The following is a 17,464-nucleotide window of genomic DNA, read 5'->3' as shown; positions in this document are numbered from 1 at the left end:
GCCTTAAAAAATGACAGGGTTTAACGTTTTTTTATAGTATAGTGCAGTTAGGGTCTGTTTATCTTTTGAGTACAAATTTTGTTCTAACTGAGCGCTTTTAAATCGCGGTGTCGTATAGTTATTCTATATAAAAACTGAGCACAGCTACCGCATCCTGCTCACGTTAAGTGCCTGCATCCACGCAGGCAAAAAAGAGTTGGAAGCGCTCAGGACGAACCTGAAAGGCTGCCCCCGTATGGCTTTTTTACGGCGTTACCCCACATGGATGTGGGGTAAGATGACTTTGCAGGAGCACAAAGTCTTTATCGCTCACTTATGTAGCGCACTACGCGTCAATCGCTCTGCATTGTATAAAAACCATACGGGCTGCTGCAAAAATGAACGCAAAAGGTCAGCAGACCCTAGAAGAGGCTTGTATTATTATTTGTAAACATATGCAGGGCAAGCTAGTTTTTCTTGCAGAAAACGAACTCAAATGGTTGAGTTTTGAAAAATATTAAAAATAATAAATAGGTATCATTATTTGCTTAGAGCAAAATTAGGAGTGTAGCTAAGTTATGATTCGTGTAACTAATCTTACCAAACGATTTGGCCAGTTAACTGCGGTAGATGGGTTAAATCTTGAGATAGAAGCCGGAGATATTGTGGGCTTTTTGGGGCCGAACGGGGCAGGTAAATCGACTACCATGAAAATGCTCACCGGTTTTTTAGAGCCAAGCTCAGGACAAATAGAAATTTGCCAATTAGATATTGCAAAACAGCCATTGAAAATAAAAAAAGCCATGGGATATTTACCAGAAGGTACCCCAGCCTATGGTGAAATGACGGTAGTGCAATTTTTAACTTTTATTGCTCAAGTTAGGGGTTTAAAAGGTCAACATAAAAAGCAGCGTTTGCAAAAAGTGGTTGAGCAAGTGCAATTAGAAGGCGTATTAAACCAACAAATTGATAACTTATCCAAAGGGTTTAAGCGTCGAGTTGGACTGGCTCAAGCCATATTACACGATCCTAAAGTCCTTATTTTAGATGAACCAACAGATGGTTTAGATCCAAACCAAAAACATCATGTTCGCCAATTAATTTTAAACTTAGCTCGAGATAAAATAGTGATTATTTCGACGCATTTGCTTGAAGAAGTGTCAGCAGTTTGTAATCGCGCGATTATTATCGCTAAAGGTAAAAAATTATTCGATGGCACGCCACAGGCATTAGCGAGCGAGTCGCCGTATCATCAAGCCATCACGATTGAGTTTGAAGATGAAAAACCAGATACGTCACAGCTAAGGTTAGCGCCGGGTGTTACCCATATTATTGAACGCTCAAAAAATAAAATTTCTATTATTGGTCATGAAAGCTATGAAAATTTGTTTCCGCAAATTTTTGATATTGTTCACTTGCAAGGTTGGCAGCTAAAAGCAATGTATTCAGAGCAAGGCCAATTGGATGATGTATTTAGAAAAATGACAGAGGAGGTTAGCTAATGGTCGGTGTTATTTTTAGACGAGAGCTCGCAAGCTTTTTTGCAACCCCAGTAGCCTATGTATTTATTTTAATTTTTTTAAGTTTAAGCAGTGTTTTTACATTTTATTTAGGCTCGTTTTATGAGCGAGGACAGGCCGATTTATTGCCTTTTTTTAATTTTTTACCTTGGTTGTATTTATTTTTAGTACCCGCCATAGCCATGAGAACTTGGGCGGAAGAACGAAAAAGTGGCACTATCGAGTTATTAATGACGCTACCAATCACGACAACTCAAGCATTATTAGGAAAGTTTTTTTCGGCTTGGGTGGTTTTAGGTTTGTCGCTACTGTTAACTTTTCCTTTATGGCTCACTGTTAATTACTTAGGTGAACCAGACAACGGCATTATTGTGGCAGCCTATTTAGCCAGTTGGTTAATGGCAGCGGCATTTTTATCCATAGGTATCTGTATGTCAGCGTTGACTAAAAACCAAGTAATTGCTTTTATTTTAACGGTTGTTATTTGCTTTTTATTTGTATTAAGCGGTAGTCATTTATTTTTATCATCGTTAACGAATGTAGCACCAGCTTTGGTGATAGATACGATAGCCTCTTTTAGCTTTTTAACGCACTTTGAAGCAATGGCAAAAGGGGTGGTTAGTGTTCATGATGCAGCTTATTTTTTTATTGTTAGCTTGATATGGTTAAGTGCCAGTAAAGTTATTATTGAATATAAAAAGGCGGAATAGGAGAATAATAATGAAAAAATTCCAAATCTTTATTGCCTTATTATCGCTTGCTATTTTGTTTATTGGCGCGGTTGTGCTTAATAATACCTTTTTAGCCAAGTACCGCTTAGATCTAACGCAAAATCAAGTTTATACCCTATCAGAGGGCTCTAAGCAGATTATCGAACAAGTAGAAGATCCGATTTATTTTTATTTTTTCTTTTCGCAAGAAAACTCTGAAGGAATGACGCAAATTCGAAACTATGCGCAGCGCGTGCAAAGCTTGTTAGAAGAGTATGCGTCATTAAGTGACGGCAACATTAAGCTAGAGATTATTGATCCCGCGCCTTTTTCTGAAGCGGAAGATAACGCCGAAGAGTTCGGTTTAACCGCTGCACAAGTTGGTAGTTTGGGTGAAAAGCTTTATTTTGGTTTAGGGGCCCGAAACGCATTTGATAAAAGCGAAACCATTGCGTTTTTTGAACCGTCTAAAGAGTCATTTTTAGAATATGATATTAGCCAGTTGTTACAGCAACTAGTGGCGCCAAAATCAATAAACGTTAGTTTATTAACTGGTTTACCTGTCTCGGGAAGCGCAAATACAATGAACCCTATGATGGCAATGCAACAGTCGCAACCAGCTTGGGTATTTTATCAGCAACTAGAGCAGCTTTATCAGATAAACAGAGTTGAAACCGTAAATACCGAAATTCCGGCCAACACAGATGTTTTATTGTTAATTAACCCAAATGAAATGAATGAAAATTTACAATATTCCATTGATCAATATGTCATGAATGGCGGTAAAGCACTTATATTTATTGATCCGCTAAATGAGTCAACGGGTGTTATGCCTACTGATAGCCAAAATACGGCCAGTTTGTTAGCAGCTTGGGGGATTGAATATAATCCTGACATCGTTTTAGATGCAGCTAGTGCACTTGAAATTAGGTTAGCCTCGGGAGCCGCTGGTAAACACTATGGCTATTTAGGACTACATAGCCAAAATATTAATCAAAATGACGCGATCAATGCTCAGCTTGAAAGCATTAATGGCGCTTCATTTGGGTCGCTAATGAAAATGGATAAACTTAAAGACGCGCAATTTGAGCCTTTACTAAGTAGCTCTAGTTCGGCTAGCACGATGGAGCTTGAACAATACCAAGCCGTGGTTGATCCTAATCAATTAAAAGTTGGCTTTGAACCTAAAAATCAAGTTTATCATTTAGCTGTTCGAGTTAATGGCAAAATTTCATCCGCTTTTGCAACAAATGATGAATTAAATCAAGCGGCTAATTTTAAATCTGAAACAGACAAAGCGAACTTAATTGTTGTTGCAGACTCAGACATATTAGCGGATCGTTTTTGGGTGCAAACCAGTCAATTTTTTGGTGAAATGGTCGCAACACCTTTTGCAAATAACGGCGATTTTGTTGCCAATGCAGTTGAAAACTTATCGGGCAGCGATGAGTTAATTAGTATACGAGCCCGAGGTAAGTTTAGCCGCCCGTTTACCCGAGTGAATGAATTGGAACTAAAAGCTGAAGTCCAATTCAGGCAAAAAGAAGAGCAGTTACAACAAAAATTAACTGAAACTGAAAATCAGTTGGCTCAGCTTCAAGGACAGCCGCTTGAAGCCAATCAATTGGTCTTAAATGACAAGCAGCAAGCTGCTATTGATGAATTTGCTAAGCAGAGAGTCAAAATACGTAAAGCGCTGCGAGAAGTTCAACACCAATTAAATAAAGATATTGAAGCGCTAGGGCGTTGGCTCAAATTTATTAATATTGCGGTAGCACCTTTATGTTTAACCTTGCTATTGTTTGTATTCAGTCTGTTATTAAAACGACGCAGATTAACTTAGATCTCATTGAAGGGAGTTTTTAAATAATGAAAGTTTCTTCTGCATTACTAACTTTATTATTTGCCGTATCCGTATTGGTTATTAGCCTTTATTTTACCCAGCAAAATAATAGTGTACAAAAAGTGGCAGATCATCCTGATTGGTTAGCCGAGCTTAAAACTGAAAAAGCAGATTTAAATAGAATAGAAATTTATACTAAGCAAAACCAGCTTTTAGTTGATGCGAAATTAGAAAACAGCGTTTGGGTCGCTGCAAATATGGCAAATTACCCCTTACAAGTTAAACCTATTTCAGCTTGGTTTAACTCGGTATTAAATGCCAAAAATGTGGAGCCTAAGACTAATAATGCTGAAAAGTTTTATAAATTAGGGCTAGATGATCCCAGTTTAAAAACAACGATGGCAAACTCACATGCAAAACCAGCGTCTTTAGTTAAACTGACGGCAGGTAAGTCCTATCATCTATTGTTGGGTAATTTTGCCTCGAGCGGGCAAGGTCAATATGTGCGTCGACAAGATAGCCATCAAACTTGGTTGTTAAATCAACAAATTAATTTACCCACTTCAATTATGGATTGGATAAACCCGAGCTTATTTACCTGGACACCAGAACAGGTAGATATGATTTCGGTGCATCAAGTTATAACGGGTGAGCAATTTAAAATTGAGCGTCATCAACCCAAAGCTGAACTTTTGCTTGATCAAACTGAAACCAGTGCCCAGTTTTCAGATGTTGAAGACAATCAAGCAGACGCATCTCAATTTGAACAAACTAATGTAAATTGGTATCTGACACCTTTGACTGATAATCAAACCCTAAAATCGGAACAAACGGTTATTGATTTTATTCAAAACTTGGCAGATATTGAATTTTTAAACGCGAGTAAAATTCAAGCCGATGTATGGCAAAGTGAGGCAAGAACTTTAGTGCAAATTGGTTTTCAAGACGATAGCTTACTGAGTCTTAATTTGTTGGCGTCTGATCAGCAATATTGGTTGAGGGTGATGTCGCAGGGCAGTGGTGAAATCGCCACTCATCACACGCAATTAAGCCAGTGGCAATTTGAAATATCGGCTGTCAGTTTTGAGCAAATTAATTTAAAACAAGCTCACTTTTTAGAGTCACAAAGTGAGCAAAAAATCAGCGAATAGAACAGTTTAGATTAAAAATCAACCGATTGATAGTGTTGTTTAAATTTATTAAAAACTGCAAAATAACTTGATTTGTATATCTATTAAATTCAACTAGAATCAGATGGTTAGCAAAAAAAAATAGTTGTGGTTTAAGTCGGGTTTTGGCAAAAATAAGCCAAGATTCATAGACTTGTAACTGGACTTTAACTAACAAAAACTGTTAATCTAATTAAAGCAAGTAGCCTGAATTAACAAGCTACTTGATTATTTGACTCGTTATATTCGTTTGTGTTTTTGTGAATACAAAATCAAAAATAAGTCGTTTGACGACTGGTTTGAGTATAACTTTTAAACCTTTAACCTAAGAGACAATCAAATGGACATTTTTGAAGAACATGAATCTGAAGTGAGAGGCTATATTCGCTCTTTTCCTACTCTTTTTGACAAAGCAATTGGCTCTGAGCTATTTGATAAAGACGGCAAACGTTATGTCGATTTTTTTGCCGGAGCGGGTACGTTAAACTATGGCCACAACCCAGAAGTAGCAGTGGAAGCTCAAATTCAATATTTAAAAGATCGCCGAATTGCGCATGGCTTAGATAAAGCAACTGTTGCGAAGCAAGCTTTTTTAACAACTTTTGTTGAAAAAATTCTTGAGCCCAGAGGCTATAACTATAAAGTACAATTTACAGGCCCAACTGGTACTAACTGTACTGAAGCAGCAATGAAGCTTGCACGCCAAGTAAAAGGCCGCGGTAATATTGTTGCATTTACTAATGCATACCATGGTCACACAATGGGTGCGTTGTCAGCAACAGGTAATGAAGCTTATCGTGATGAATCATATGGCGCTCGTGGTGCGGTATCTTTCATGCCTTTTGACGGCTTTTTAGGTGACATGGATACAATTGAAGTGTTCCGTCGCTATTTAGAAGATAAAGGCTCTGGTTTAGAGAAACCAGCCGCAGTAATGTTAGAAACTGTTCAAGGCGAAGGTGGTATTAATGTCGCTTCATCTGAATGGTTACAAAAATTAGCTCAGTTGTGTAAAGACCACGATATGTTGTTAATTATTGATGACATTCAAGTGGGTAATGGCCGAACTGGTAAATTCTTCAGTTTTGAAGAAGCAGGTATTAAGCCTGATTTAGTATGTTTATCTAAATCAATTGGTGGTGGTAATCCGATGGCTGTATTGTTAATCAACCCTGAAGTTGATGCATGGTCGCCGGGTGAGCATACAGGTACTTTCCGTGGTAACTCGTTAGCTTTCGTTGCTGCAAAAGAACTCATTGACCAATATTGGTCAGATGATTCTTTGACTCTAGAAGTGGCGCGAAAATCTAAACTAATTGTCGCTGCGCTGGAAGAGTTGAAAGCTGAATTTCCACAATTTGACTGTAAAGTAAAAGGTCGTGGTTTAGTACTAGGCATTCAAACTAATCAACCGGGCTTAGCAGATAAAGTATCGGCTAAAGCGTTTGAAAAAGGCCTAATTTCTGAAACTTGTGGTGCTGATAGTCAAGTGAACAAAATATTTGTTGCATTAACTATCGAAGATGAAATTTTAAATGAAGGTCTAGCTATCTTTAAAGAAGCCTTTAGAGAAGTTGCTGGCGAAGCTAAAGCTTAATTTAGCGTACTAAATAGCTTAAATTTAAAAGAGGGCTTATAAAGCCCTCTTTTTGATCCTATCTATCACCTTGTTGTAATTATTTATTCTATTCTCATCTTGCTTTGCGTTTTACCTTTACTTAATTAAAGGTTAATACTTGGTTAAATATAAATTTATTGATAGTCTAAAGTTTAGGCGTTTTGTAAAGCTAAGCTTTGGGCGTATTTGTTTTTGTTTATAATTTTAGCCTAGCCCTGTGGAACAAAAATAACACGAACATTCATTCGCCCTAGGATAGTAATACTGAGTTTATTAAATTAAATCAAACTAAGCCGAGTTAAACTGGCTGATGACTCCGTTTAAATACAATCATGATAATAGGAAATAATAATGCCAAGATTCGATGAATATAAAGTGATGCATGTGGTTGAAGGTGGTTGTGGTACTTTGTTGCTAGGTTCAAGTGGTTTACCAATGAAAAAGCTAGAATCTACCTTAAACCGAGAAGCTGCAGATGGCTGGGAATTAGTGTTTCAGGTTATTGAGAATAAAAGGTTTTGGCTTTTTTGGACACGAGAAGCCGTCATTGTTACTTTAGGTCGAAGCCATGGTTAAGGCGTGGGTTTTGTCTGCTATTCGTCGTTATCAGGCGGGTGGGGGCTCTAAACGTTACTTTAATCTTGAGTGTAATTTTACGCCAACTTGCTCTGAATTTAGCGCACAGGCAATTGAAAAATATGGGTTGCGTAAGGGGATTGTGCTTGGTTATCGACGTATATGCCGTTGTAATCAACCTGATAATCCTGACCGCATTTTTGATCCGCTAAAGTGATGATTATCTGCCTAATCTAAGTTAACAGGGCTTAGGTATTATAATTTAATCGAGGAATTTATGGACGATCAAACGTTAAGAGACGAAGAAGAAAGCTTACGTCAGCAAATTGCGCAATTAAGCAACCAACAAAAACAATATTATTATGAGTTGGAAACACAACGAATAAAAGACCCTGATACTTACGCTGTCCTCAATTATTTTTTTGTAACTGGGCTCCACCATTTTTATTTAGGAAAAAATATGCAGGGTGCAATTGATCTCATTATTCTTGCGTTGGGTATACTAACCATTGAATATTATGGCTGGGTATTGATTATCTTAATTTCATTGTATGAATTGCCGCAATTATTTAGAAGCCAATCAATTGTTCATAAATACAATAATGACATGATGCGAATGACATTAGCTGAGGTTACACATAGGCCAGTGTTTTAATGTTAGTTAATAATAAATTGTGATCAGTTAATGACAGTCCATTATCAGCTCAAAGCTGACTACAAAAGGTGGGCAATTATTATTGCGGCTAGCTTATTGGTTATATTGCTATTTATTTATAAAGCTTATACCTACTTGTTACCCACTTTAACAGAATACCTAGCTGCGCAGTTGCCAACCGATGCGAAGCAGCAAATATCTACACGAACATTAAAACAACTGGATGCTAATACCTTGACTAAATCTAAACTTAGTCTAGATCAGCAAGCACGTTTTAATGCTTTGTTCTCAAGTTTAATTGAAAATTATAAATCAACATCGTTACAGGCTGAGCCACTTGAATTTCAGCTTTTATTTAGAAATTGGCCTGATACGGCAAACGCAATGGCATTGGCTGATGGTACGATTATAGTGACGGATAAACTGGTCGACCTAATTGAAAACGATAAGCAAATGGCTGCGATTTTGTTGCATGAAATAGCTCATGTGAAGCTTAATCATCAGATTGAAAATTTAGTTCAACTTTCTGTGATGTCTGTTTCCATGGTTGTTATATTGGGCGATACCAGTACGCTAAGTAGTTTATTATTGCAAGGGGCGGCCATTGGCACATTATTATCTTACTCAAGGCAGGCAGAGCGAGAGGCTGATTCATATGCGGCTATACAAATGATGGTGCATTATCAAGATGTGCAGCCCTTTATTAATATTTTAACTCGACTTAAAGCACAGAGCTTACAAGATCAACAAGCGTCTCAGCCAAGTTGGTTTAGTACACATCCTGATATTTCAGCGAGAATTAATAATATTAACCAAGCCATTGCCGCTAAAACCCCTTAGTTAACGAGGATGTCATAACGGCAATATTGAGCACAAACGAATTTAAACTAAGGTGTTTAAAGAATAAATTAGCGGTTTACCACATAAGATCATCTGGAATAACAAAATCAGCGTAGGGATCTTCTTCATCGATATTCTGTGCAGATGAGGCTTCGTCAGGGTTATTTACAAGTACAATATAGCCCTCATCTCGTTGGCTAATTTTATCTGCAGCGTTTGCTGGAATAACATAATAAGTATCGCCTAACGTTGCAATGGCAACATAGCCTTTAATGAGCTGACGCTGTAGCTTTTCACTCACATAAATGCTTTTAATCAAGCCGTTATGTTCAAAATTATATTTAATCTCGCCTGTTTGGCTAATTTGATGGTTAGTAATGAGTTGTTTTATTTGTGCAGTTATCGCTTTTTGCTCTGCTTCTTTTTTAATCGCCAAGTTGGCTTGCTCTGCTTTCGCTTGTTGTTCTGCTTTGCTGGCTTCTGTTGCTGCTTTTATTTCTTTTTTTAAGGTTCGGCTTTTTTTACTACCTTTTGCCGCTTTCTTGGCTTTTTTTTGATTAGTTAAACCGGCTTTTAATAATTGATCTTGTAGCGAACTCATTATTGGTGAACTCCGAAAAATGATGATGACTGTGCTTTATACCGCACAGTATAATTGATGCTAATAGCTAAAAATTGTCGCTATTGTGCTAATTTATCTTAAATAAAGCAATTACTCTGATTCAATTGCTTGATTTAAATGCTTATCCATGTAGGTTTTTATTTGAGTTTGTGCTTTTGCATTTGGGTGTATGCCATCGTTTTGCATTAGGTCAGGCTGGGTCGCGACAGACTCAATAAAAAAAGGAATTAAATCTAACTTAAATTCAGATGCGATTTGATGGTATTGTTTAATAAATAATGCAACATAACGTTGACCGTAATTAGGAGGAATTTTTATTTCTGCTAATATGGGTTCGGCATTATGTTGTTGGCTTAATTGAACTAATTGGGTTAAATTTTGTTTAATAGTAGAGAGTTGAAAACCGCGTAAGCCGTCATTGCCACCTAGCTCAATTAAAACCCAAGTTGGTTTAAACTCGTTGAGCAATTGTTTAAAGCGGTTTAAACCACCACTGGTGGTATCACCGCTGATACTGGCATTAATGATTTGTCGATTGGGATATTTTTGTTGCCAGTCTTGTTTTAATAAATAAACCCAGCTTTGTTCAACTTCTAAACCATAACCAGCGGATAGGCTATCGCCTAATATGAGTAAGGTTTGTTTATTGGTTGAAGCGTGAGCCGATTGAACTAAAACGGTATTTAAAAGTATAAATATAACAAACAGTGGCGCTAATAATGTGTTTTTCAAATGTTTATCGCTTGCATTAAAATAATAAGGAAGGGGCATAATGTCATCTATTCTCAGCGTAAAAAAATTATCTAAAACAGTAATATCAAATGGCGAAGAACTCAAGATCTTATCTGATTGTCAGTTTGAAATAAATGCAGGAGAATCGGTTGCGATAGTTGGTCGTTCAGGCTCAGGTAAGTCAACCTTATTGAGTTTATTAGCTGGATTAGACGTATGCGAACAAGGTGAGATTGAGCTCGCTGGACAATCTTTAAACCGACTAGACGAAGAGCAGCGTGCTTTATTGCGAGGCCAGCATGTTGGCTTTGTGTTTCAGTCTTTTATGTTAGTCCAAAGCTTAACTGCTCTTGAAAACGTCATGTTGCCACTTGAATTAAATCACCAAGCAAAAGCAAAAGAACAAGCCAGTGAACTGTTATCGGCAGTTGGCTTAGCCGACAGAGGGCATCATTATCCTAATCAGTTATCAGGTGGTGAGCAACAAAGAGTCGCAGTGGCTCGTGCGTTTGCCAGTAAGCCCGATATTTTATTTGCGGATGAACCAACCGGTAATTTAGATGCTGAAAACGGGCATAAAGTAGAAAATTTATTATTTGAATTAAACAAAGCGCAGGGAACCACTTTAGTATTGGTCACTCACGATTTAAATTTAGCCAAACGATGTCAGCGGCAACTCCAGATGCAAGCGGGTCAGTTAACTGAAATAACCCAAAATATAACGAATCAACCCAAAATTAATGACGAGGCTGGTTCTTATGCAGGTTAAAACGGTTTCTTTTCAACAAATGTTTAGCGGGGCATTTCAGCTCGCATCAAGGTTGCTTAAACAAGAGCTAAAGCGTGGTGAACTCAGTATTATTTTGGCTGCGCTAATATTGGCAGTGTCGTCTGTTTTTTCACTGTCTATGTTTAGTGAAAGGCTGCAAGGTGCGCTACAAGATAAAAGTGGAGAGTTTTTAGCAGGCGATAGTTTACTGATTGCTTCACGGGAGATAAACCCTGAGTGGGTCAGTAAAGCCAATGAATTTGGCTTAACTGAGTCTAAGCAAGTTAGGTTTTCGTCTATGTTGTTTGCCAATGAGCAAATGCAGCTTGCCAGTATTCGAGCCGTGGACTCAGCTTACCCACTAAAAGGGGAGTTAGCAGTAACAGATGCTGCATGGGATCAAGGACAAAGCACCCAAAAAAGAGTACAAGCCGGAAAAATTTGGTTAGATAGTAAATTAGTAAGCCAGCTTAAATTATCAATTGGCGATAGTGTCGAACTTGGCAATGCTCAATTTGAATTATCAGAGGTTGTTACCAGTGTACCGGATGCGGATCTGAACGTATTTAACTCAGGTGGTTTAGCGCTGATTAATTTGACTGACTTGGAGAAAACCGGGGTTATTCAACCAGGCTCCAGAGTGAGTTATCAACTTAATTTAATCGGCGAAAATACGCAATTAACTGACTTTCAAGATTGGGTTGAACCTCAACTCAATCGCGATATTCATAGGTTGCGCTCTACTCAAAATAATAGCTCGCCAATTCTTAGAGCGGTACGCAGAGCTGAGCAATATTTTTTATTAGCCAGTTTACTCGGTATCGTTTTGGCCGCGACCGCCATTGCAGTAGCTGCTTCGCGTTTTTGCGAGCGTCATTTTGACTTGGTTGCTATTTTAAAAACGCTCGGTGCTAGCCAGCAGCAAATTAAGTGGGTATTTGTTATTCAATTGGGGTTAATTGCTTTAGTTGGTATTGGGGTAGGGTTAATGATTGGCTATCTCGGACAAATTGCCGTTGTTCAAGCTTTGCAAAGTTATTTACCCGACTATATTCCAAGTGGCGGTTTTAGACCTTGGTGGCTGGCTGTAAGTACAGGGTTGTTAAGTTTATTGTTGTTTTCGGTTTATCCGCTCCTTAAATTATTTTCAATTCCACCGCTGCGTGTTTTACATCGGCAAATGCAAGGTTTAAAAAATAAAGATTGGTTAAACTGGCTGTTTTCAGCCACCGCTATTTTTTGTTTAATGTGGTTATACAGCGACAGTTTAAAACTAAGCTTAGCGTTATTAGCATCTGCTGGGGTTGTGATCGTTTTATTATTACTGATTGCCAGAAGCGCTATTTGGGGGTCACGCAAAGCTGGTGCTAACGCTGGTAGCGCAACAAAATTAGCGCTTGCTGGGCTATACCGGCGAGCACGTGAAAATAGCGTTCAACTAATCAGTTTTACGGTAGCCATCGAGCTTTTATTAATTGTATTAGTACTGCGCAACGATTTATTAGCACAGTGGCAATCTCAGTTACCAGAAGGCACACCTAATTACTTTGCCGTGAATATTAGTGAAACTGAGCTTGAGCCTTTTACGCAAGCTTTTCAAAAGCAATCAATTGAAATAGATGATACTTACCCTGTTACCCGTGGTCGTTTAACTTCGATTAATGATGAATTATTGCGCGATCAAGTATCGAAAGAAAAGCGTGATGATGTAGAAGACAGACAACGCTCAATTGGACGAGAGTTAAACTTAACTGCTTATCCGAATTTACCAGAAGAGAATGAATTGGTGCAAGGGCAATGGTGGCAACCCAACGAAACTGATTATTTAGTATCAATTGAAGAAAAATTATCAGAGCGTATGGGGATTGCGTTAGGCGATAAGCTAACTTTTAATATTGCTGGAAAAGCGTTAGACGTAAAAGTTGCAAGTATCCGCTCAGTAGTTTGGGAATCAATGCGACCTAACTTTTTTATGATTTTTAATCCGGCGGTTTTAAATGAATTTCCGGCTACATATATCACTAGCTTTTATGTGCCTGAAGAAACTAAACCAAAGCTGCATAATATTATGAGCCAGTTTCCAAGCGCGACCTTAATCGATATCGACGCTATTATTAATCAAATTAGACAAATTACAAATCAAGTGTCGTTGGCGGTTGAGTTTATTTTAATTTTGGTTGTTGTGGCAGGTGGTTTAGTCTTAATTGCACAAGTGCAAGCCAGTTTAGATGAAAGGCGACAAGAGTTAGTTATACTTCGAACGCTTGGCGCTAAGTCTAGTCTACTCAGAAACAGCGTTAGTTTAGAATTTATGATTTTAGGGGCGCTAGCCGGGTTGTTCGCCGCGATGGCTAACGAAATTGCGCTGTATATTTTGCAAACTCAGGTATTTAATATGCCAGCGAGTTTTCATTGGTCATTTTGGTTAATTGGCCCTATAACCGGTGCTTTAGTGATTGGTTTATTAGGGCTGGCAAGTTGTTGGAAATTAATAAAAGTGAATACGCAAACCTTGATACGAGCTTTAAGTTAATTGGACATTAATTTTAAAAGGACTTTTCTATTGATTAAATTTATCAGTAGCTTTAATTAAATGGGGCCGTTACCATAGTTTATATAACACTATAAAAAACTTAAAATGAATGAATATACTTATTGTCGTTGGCGTATTTATCCTTGTTTTAATTGCAACGCATTTTTGGCAAAAAAAACAGCAACAAGCTAAAATTGACCGTTTCGAATTTATCAAAAAGCATGAAGCGTTGCAGTTAAACCCTAGGCAAAAATTACATTTGTTATTACAGCAAATATTAAGCTCTGAGTACCGTATACACTGCCAAGTTTCGCTTGCTTACTTAATTAGCGCACAAGACAAATTGCTAAAACGTAATTCGCTAAGTAAGTTGATGGATTTTGTGATTACGGATAAAAACAATGCTATTTTGGCTGTTATTGAGTTAGATACTCGTGCTGAAAACGAACGGAAAAACGATTGGGTGCTTGCCTGTTTAAAAGGGCAGCATTCGTTTATTCGTATTCCACCGCAGCAAGATTACAACTTAGAAAGCATAGCTGAGCACTTGCAAACGGTTTGCGGTTTAGCGATTGAAAACCGCCAAATGTCATAACGACAAGGCAGAATAATGAAGTGATTTCTTAAAACGGGATGTATTTAAAGCGCTAGGGTCTGTTGACGTTTGGAGTACAAATTTTGTTCTAACTAAACGCTTTTTGATCGCGACGCGAGATATGTAGCATAGTTCTTCTATGTCAATATCGAGCACAGCTACCGCATCCTGCTCACGCTAAGTACCTGCATCCATGCAGGCAACAAAGAGCAAAAAGCGTTTAGGACGAACCCGAAGGGCAGCGTTTGTTTAGCATTTCTACTGTGTTGCCCCACATGGATGTGGGGTAAGGTGACTTTGCAGGAGCATAAAGTCTTTATAGCTCATTTATGTAGCCCACTACACGTCAATCGCTATGCCTTGTATAAATACCAAACAAACTGCTGCAAAATTGTACCCAAAAGGTCAACAGACCCTAGCAAGGCCTAATTTCGATAGAGTATCAAATTTAGGCCTTTTGGTTTTAACTAAAGCACGCAATGTGTGCAATCTATTCTATAAATCAACTCAATAAAGTAGATTTTACGGCTTTATATAAGTGTTAAAAGTACTGGTTTCATCAGTCAATTCATCTGGATTAAACCAGTTAAGGGTATTTGCAAGTTTAACCACTTCCCCAATAATTAATAAAGCAGGTGAACCAATCTGATTGTCTCTGGCCAGTTGCGGTAGATTATCTAAATTGCCAACGTATACTTTTTGCTCGCGGGTGGTGCCTTTTTCAACAATCGCCACAGGCATGCTTTTACTCATTCCATGATGAATCAACTCATCTTTAATTAATTGCGCTCGGGTTAAGCCCATATAAACCACTAATGTTTGGTATGGACGAACCAGTGCTTGCCAATCTGGATAATCACCGGCTTTACTGTTTTGGCCTGTGACAAATACGACTTTTCTGGCGTAATCTCTGTGGGTAAGCGGTATGCCTGCATAACTGGCGCAACCAGCCGCGGCTGTGACAGCTGGAATGACTTGAAATGGAATTTGGTGTTCAACCAAGGTTTCTAATTCTTCACCACCTCGGCCAAAAATGAAAGGATCTCCGCCTTTTAAACGGCATACTTTTTTACCTTCTTGGGCTAATCTAACTAATAAATCGTTAATTTCTTCTTGTTGTTTTAAATGATAATTTTTTTGTTTACCGACACAAATAAAATCTGCATCTTTACGAGCTAAATCAAGCGTTTTTTGGGAGATGAGTCTATCGTAAACAATTACATCAGCGAGCTGCATTTTTTGCAGTGCTTTAATGGTCAATAATTCTTCATCACCAGGACCAGCACCGACTAACCAAACTTCACCTTGCACTTGTTCATTGGCAATTAAATCGTTGACAATTTGTTCTTTTTGTTCAGCTTTTAGCTGGCGAAAGCGACTGACGATGGAACTGGAAAAAAAGTTTTCCCAAAAAGTTCGCCTTTGATCTAATGTACTGAAAGCTTGCTTAATTCGTGTGCGCAGCGAACCTGCATACTCTGCTATTTCGCCTAATGCTTGCGGCAAGCTGGACTCTATTGTCGCTCTGATCCGTCTGGCTAATACGGGGCTCATACCGGCTGATGAAATCGCGATTAAAATAGGGGAGCGATCAACAATAGAAGGTGTGGTATAACGGCAATATTTAGGTGAGTCAACGGTATTAATTAAAATTTTATGGGCTTCACAATAAGCGTAAACTTGGGCATTAACGGTTTCGTTATCCGTTGCGGCGACAACTAAACGCATATTATCAATTAGCTGATCTTGGTAATTTTGATTAAGCCAAGTTAAATGATGGTCGTCAATGAGTTGTTTTAATTCAGGGCAAACTTTGGGTGAAATAATGGTCAGTTCGGCCTGTGCTTTAAGTAATGCGCTGGCTTTTCTAAACGCGACATCACCGCCCCCGACAACAGCACAAGGAAAATTATTTAAATTTAAAAATATCGGAAATTGTTCCATTGGTTGATCCTATACAGCTAAAAGCACCAGCAAATTTTTAAATTGAGTATATCAGAATATCGGCTTTGCTTTTTACGGATTCACTTAAAAGCGATAAAAATGTATGGGGTTCGTCTTGATTAATCCTTGCCATGATTTTTAACGAGCTATAGGTTATTTTAGTCTTAGGCAAAACAGAAGCTCGTTATTTCTGCTTTGTCTAAATCATTTCCGCTCGACTCACATTATATACAAAGATAAACACGTACAAAGGCTGACATTTAATTTAATTCAGAGTATAAAGCCCACTATTTATAAAGTAGATTATAAAGTAGGAGCAACAATGAACCCAATTATTCAAACATTAAAAGAGTTGAATGTAAGCGATGAAAAAATTGCTGAATTATTTACTCAATTAACAGATAACCCGTTAGCCGCTATGCCGACTATTCAATCTTTAGGTTTACCTGCTGATAAATTGCAAGCGTTAATGATGACAGTGATGGGCAACCCAGATTTAATTAAGCAGGCGGTTGACGAATTAGGATTAGACTTTTCAAAAGTAGAGCAAGCAAAAGCTAAGTTTAACGGCAGCTAAGCAATCGGTTTATTCGTACACTGTCGAATTAGAAAATCAGCTGGTTATAACACAGATTTATATAATGGCGTAACCAGCTGTTGACTGTGTTAAGGGCTAAATGGCTTGAGCGGTATATAATTTTATTCGGGTTAATTTAGCGACTTGATCAATATATTCCGCAACTTTATTTGGAAATTTTAAGCCTTTTACCACAGTTAAATTGCGCAAAAACGGAAATAAATTAATATCGTCATAGCTTAGTTGATTATTGCGGTCTGAAGGGAGTTGAAGAAAATCTAATCGCTGTAAAACAGAATGCATGTTTTCAATTGCTAAATTAGATTGTTCAAAAGCGCTCTCAAAGCTCATATCAATCATTCGTGTTTTATTTTTTTCGAACCAATCTTTGGCTTCTTGGCTGGCAAATTCTGGTAACTCAATTTTTAACCAACGTGGAAACACAAGTGTATTGCTAGCCTCGCTGGCTTGACTTAACCATCGATTAATTTGTGTTGATTGAGTTGAGTCTAGTAATTGTGGTTGGCCGTCTGAGCGATCCAAGTATTCAACAATATCCAAACTTTCGGCGATATAATTACCATTTTCAGTTTGTAAAATAGGCACCGTATTGGCACCTACTTTATCTATTCTGGCTTGAACATCATGATTTTGTAAGTACTCAATAGCGACTGGTAAATTTTTATAGCCCACAGCCATTCTTGCTTTTAAACAAAATGGACAATGATCAAATACAAATAGTTTCATGCGCTTTCCTTTTGAGTTGCAAAGTGTGATGGCAT

Annotated in this window: 17 protein-coding genes; 13 read left to right on the top strand and 4 right to left on the bottom strand. The window is 38.0% G+C overall.

Annotation, left to right across the window (positions count from 1 at the left end; translation table 11 throughout):
• Positions 1-557: 557 nt before the first annotated feature.
• The 9 genes from OLW01_RS08585 (at position 558) to OLW01_RS08545 (ending at position 8,910) form a co-directional block, all read left to right on the top strand.
• The gene (locus tag OLW01_RS08585; protein WP_268073433.1) at positions 558-1,481 is read left to right on the top strand and encodes an ABC transporter ATP-binding protein; all 924 of its coding nucleotides are present in this window, start codon (positions 558-560) and stop codon (positions 1,479-1,481) included.
• Positions 1,481-2,209: an ABC transporter permease subunit gene (locus OLW01_RS08580; RefSeq protein WP_268073432.1), complete on the top strand. Its 729-nt coding sequence runs from the start codon at positions 1,481-1,483 to the stop codon at positions 2,207-2,209. Before OLW01_RS08585 ends, OLW01_RS08580 begins: the two co-directional genes overlap by 1 nt.
• Before the next feature lie 10 nt (positions 2,210-2,219).
• On the top strand, positions 2,220-4,052 hold the full coding sequence (locus OLW01_RS08575) for a GldG family protein (RefSeq protein ID WP_268073431.1): 1,833 nt from the start codon (positions 2,220-2,222) through the stop codon (positions 4,050-4,052).
• Between the two features lie 26 nt (positions 4,053-4,078).
• Positions 4,079-5,203, top strand: a complete 1,125-nt coding sequence (locus tag OLW01_RS08570; RefSeq protein ID WP_268073430.1) for a DUF4340 domain-containing protein — start codon at positions 4,079-4,081, stop codon at positions 5,201-5,203.
• 358 nt (positions 5,204-5,561) lie between these two features.
• Positions 5,562-6,818: a diaminobutyrate--2-oxoglutarate transaminase gene (gene ectB, locus OLW01_RS08565; RefSeq protein ID WP_268073429.1), complete on the top strand. Its 1,257-nt coding sequence runs from the start codon at positions 5,562-5,564 to the stop codon at positions 6,816-6,818.
• A 372-nt stretch (positions 6,819-7,190) separates the two neighbouring features.
• Positions 7,191-7,415 (top strand): DUF4177 domain-containing protein, encoded by a 225-nt coding sequence (locus OLW01_RS08560; RefSeq protein ID WP_268073428.1) that lies wholly within the window; start codon positions 7,191-7,193, stop codon positions 7,413-7,415.
• Positions 7,408-7,632, top strand: coding sequence for a membrane protein insertion efficiency factor YidD (yidD, locus tag OLW01_RS08555; protein ID WP_268073427.1), 225 nt, complete (start codon positions 7,408-7,410; stop codon positions 7,630-7,632). The genes OLW01_RS08560 and yidD overlap by 8 nt, the downstream gene beginning before the upstream one ends.
• 60 nt (positions 7,633-7,692) lie before the next feature.
• Positions 7,693-8,070, top strand: coding sequence for a TM2 domain-containing protein (locus OLW01_RS08550; RefSeq protein ID WP_268073426.1), 378 nt, complete (start codon positions 7,693-7,695; stop codon positions 8,068-8,070).
• Between the two features lie 30 nt (positions 8,071-8,100).
• Positions 8,101-8,910 carry a M48 family metallopeptidase gene (locus tag OLW01_RS08545; RefSeq protein WP_268073425.1) on the top strand — a complete coding sequence of 270 codons (810 nt, stop codon included), beginning with the start codon at positions 8,101-8,103 and terminating at the stop codon, positions 8,908-8,910.
• Positions 8,911-8,986: 76 nt separating this feature from the next.
• Here the strand turns inward: OLW01_RS08545 and OLW01_RS08540 are convergent, their stop codons facing one another.
• Positions 8,987-9,511, bottom strand: a complete 525-nt coding sequence (locus OLW01_RS08540) for a DUF2058 domain-containing protein (RefSeq protein WP_268073424.1) — start codon at positions 9,509-9,511, stop codon at positions 8,987-8,989.
• Between the two features lie 111 nt (positions 9,512-9,622).
• A complete protein-coding gene (locus tag OLW01_RS08535; protein WP_268073423.1) occupies positions 9,623-10,264 on the bottom strand; it encodes an arylesterase in 642 nt (213 codons plus the stop codon).
• A 40-nt stretch (positions 10,265-10,304) separates the two neighbouring features.
• On the opposite strand from OLW01_RS08535, the gene OLW01_RS08530 reads away from it, so the two are divergent.
• The 3 genes from OLW01_RS08530 to OLW01_RS08520 all read left to right on the top strand — a co-directional run bounded on the left by OLW01_RS08530 (position 10,305) and on the right by OLW01_RS08520 (position 14,161).
• A complete protein-coding gene (locus tag OLW01_RS08530) occupies positions 10,305-11,033 on the top strand; it encodes an ABC transporter ATP-binding protein (protein WP_268073422.1) in 729 nt (242 codons plus the stop codon).
• A complete protein-coding gene (locus tag OLW01_RS08525) occupies positions 11,023-13,566 on the top strand; it encodes an ABC transporter permease (protein WP_268073421.1) in 2,544 nt (847 codons plus the stop codon). Before OLW01_RS08530 ends, OLW01_RS08525 begins: the two co-directional genes overlap by 11 nt.
• A gap of 109 nt (positions 13,567-13,675) precedes the next feature.
• A complete protein-coding gene (locus OLW01_RS08520; protein WP_268073420.1) occupies positions 13,676-14,161 on the top strand; it encodes a DUF2726 domain-containing protein in 486 nt (161 codons plus the stop codon).
• A 522-nt stretch (positions 14,162-14,683) separates the two neighbouring features.
• Here the strand turns inward: OLW01_RS08520 and cysG are convergent.
• A complete protein-coding gene (gene cysG, locus OLW01_RS08515; protein WP_268073419.1) occupies positions 14,684-16,105 on the bottom strand; it encodes a siroheme synthase CysG in 1,422 nt (473 codons plus the stop codon).
• Between the two features lie 322 nt (positions 16,106-16,427).
• On the opposite strand from cysG, the gene OLW01_RS08510 reads away from it, so the two are divergent.
• Positions 16,428-16,682, top strand: coding sequence for a DUF2999 family protein (locus OLW01_RS08510; RefSeq protein ID WP_268073418.1), 255 nt, complete (start codon positions 16,428-16,430; stop codon positions 16,680-16,682).
• A gap of 96 nt (positions 16,683-16,778) precedes the next feature.
• Here OLW01_RS08510 and grxB read toward each other — a convergent pair whose 3' ends face one another.
• A complete protein-coding gene (gene grxB / locus OLW01_RS08505) occupies positions 16,779-17,429 on the bottom strand; it encodes a glutaredoxin 2 (protein WP_268073417.1) in 651 nt (216 codons plus the stop codon).
• Between the last annotated feature and the right edge of the window lie 35 nt (positions 17,430-17,464).

It is taken from the genome of Catenovulum adriaticum, assembly GCF_026725475.1.
GTDB classification, from domain to species: Bacteria; Pseudomonadota; Gammaproteobacteria; order Enterobacterales; family Alteromonadaceae; genus Catenovulum; species Catenovulum adriaticum.
This window is presented reverse-complemented; position numbering and strand designations above follow the sequence as displayed.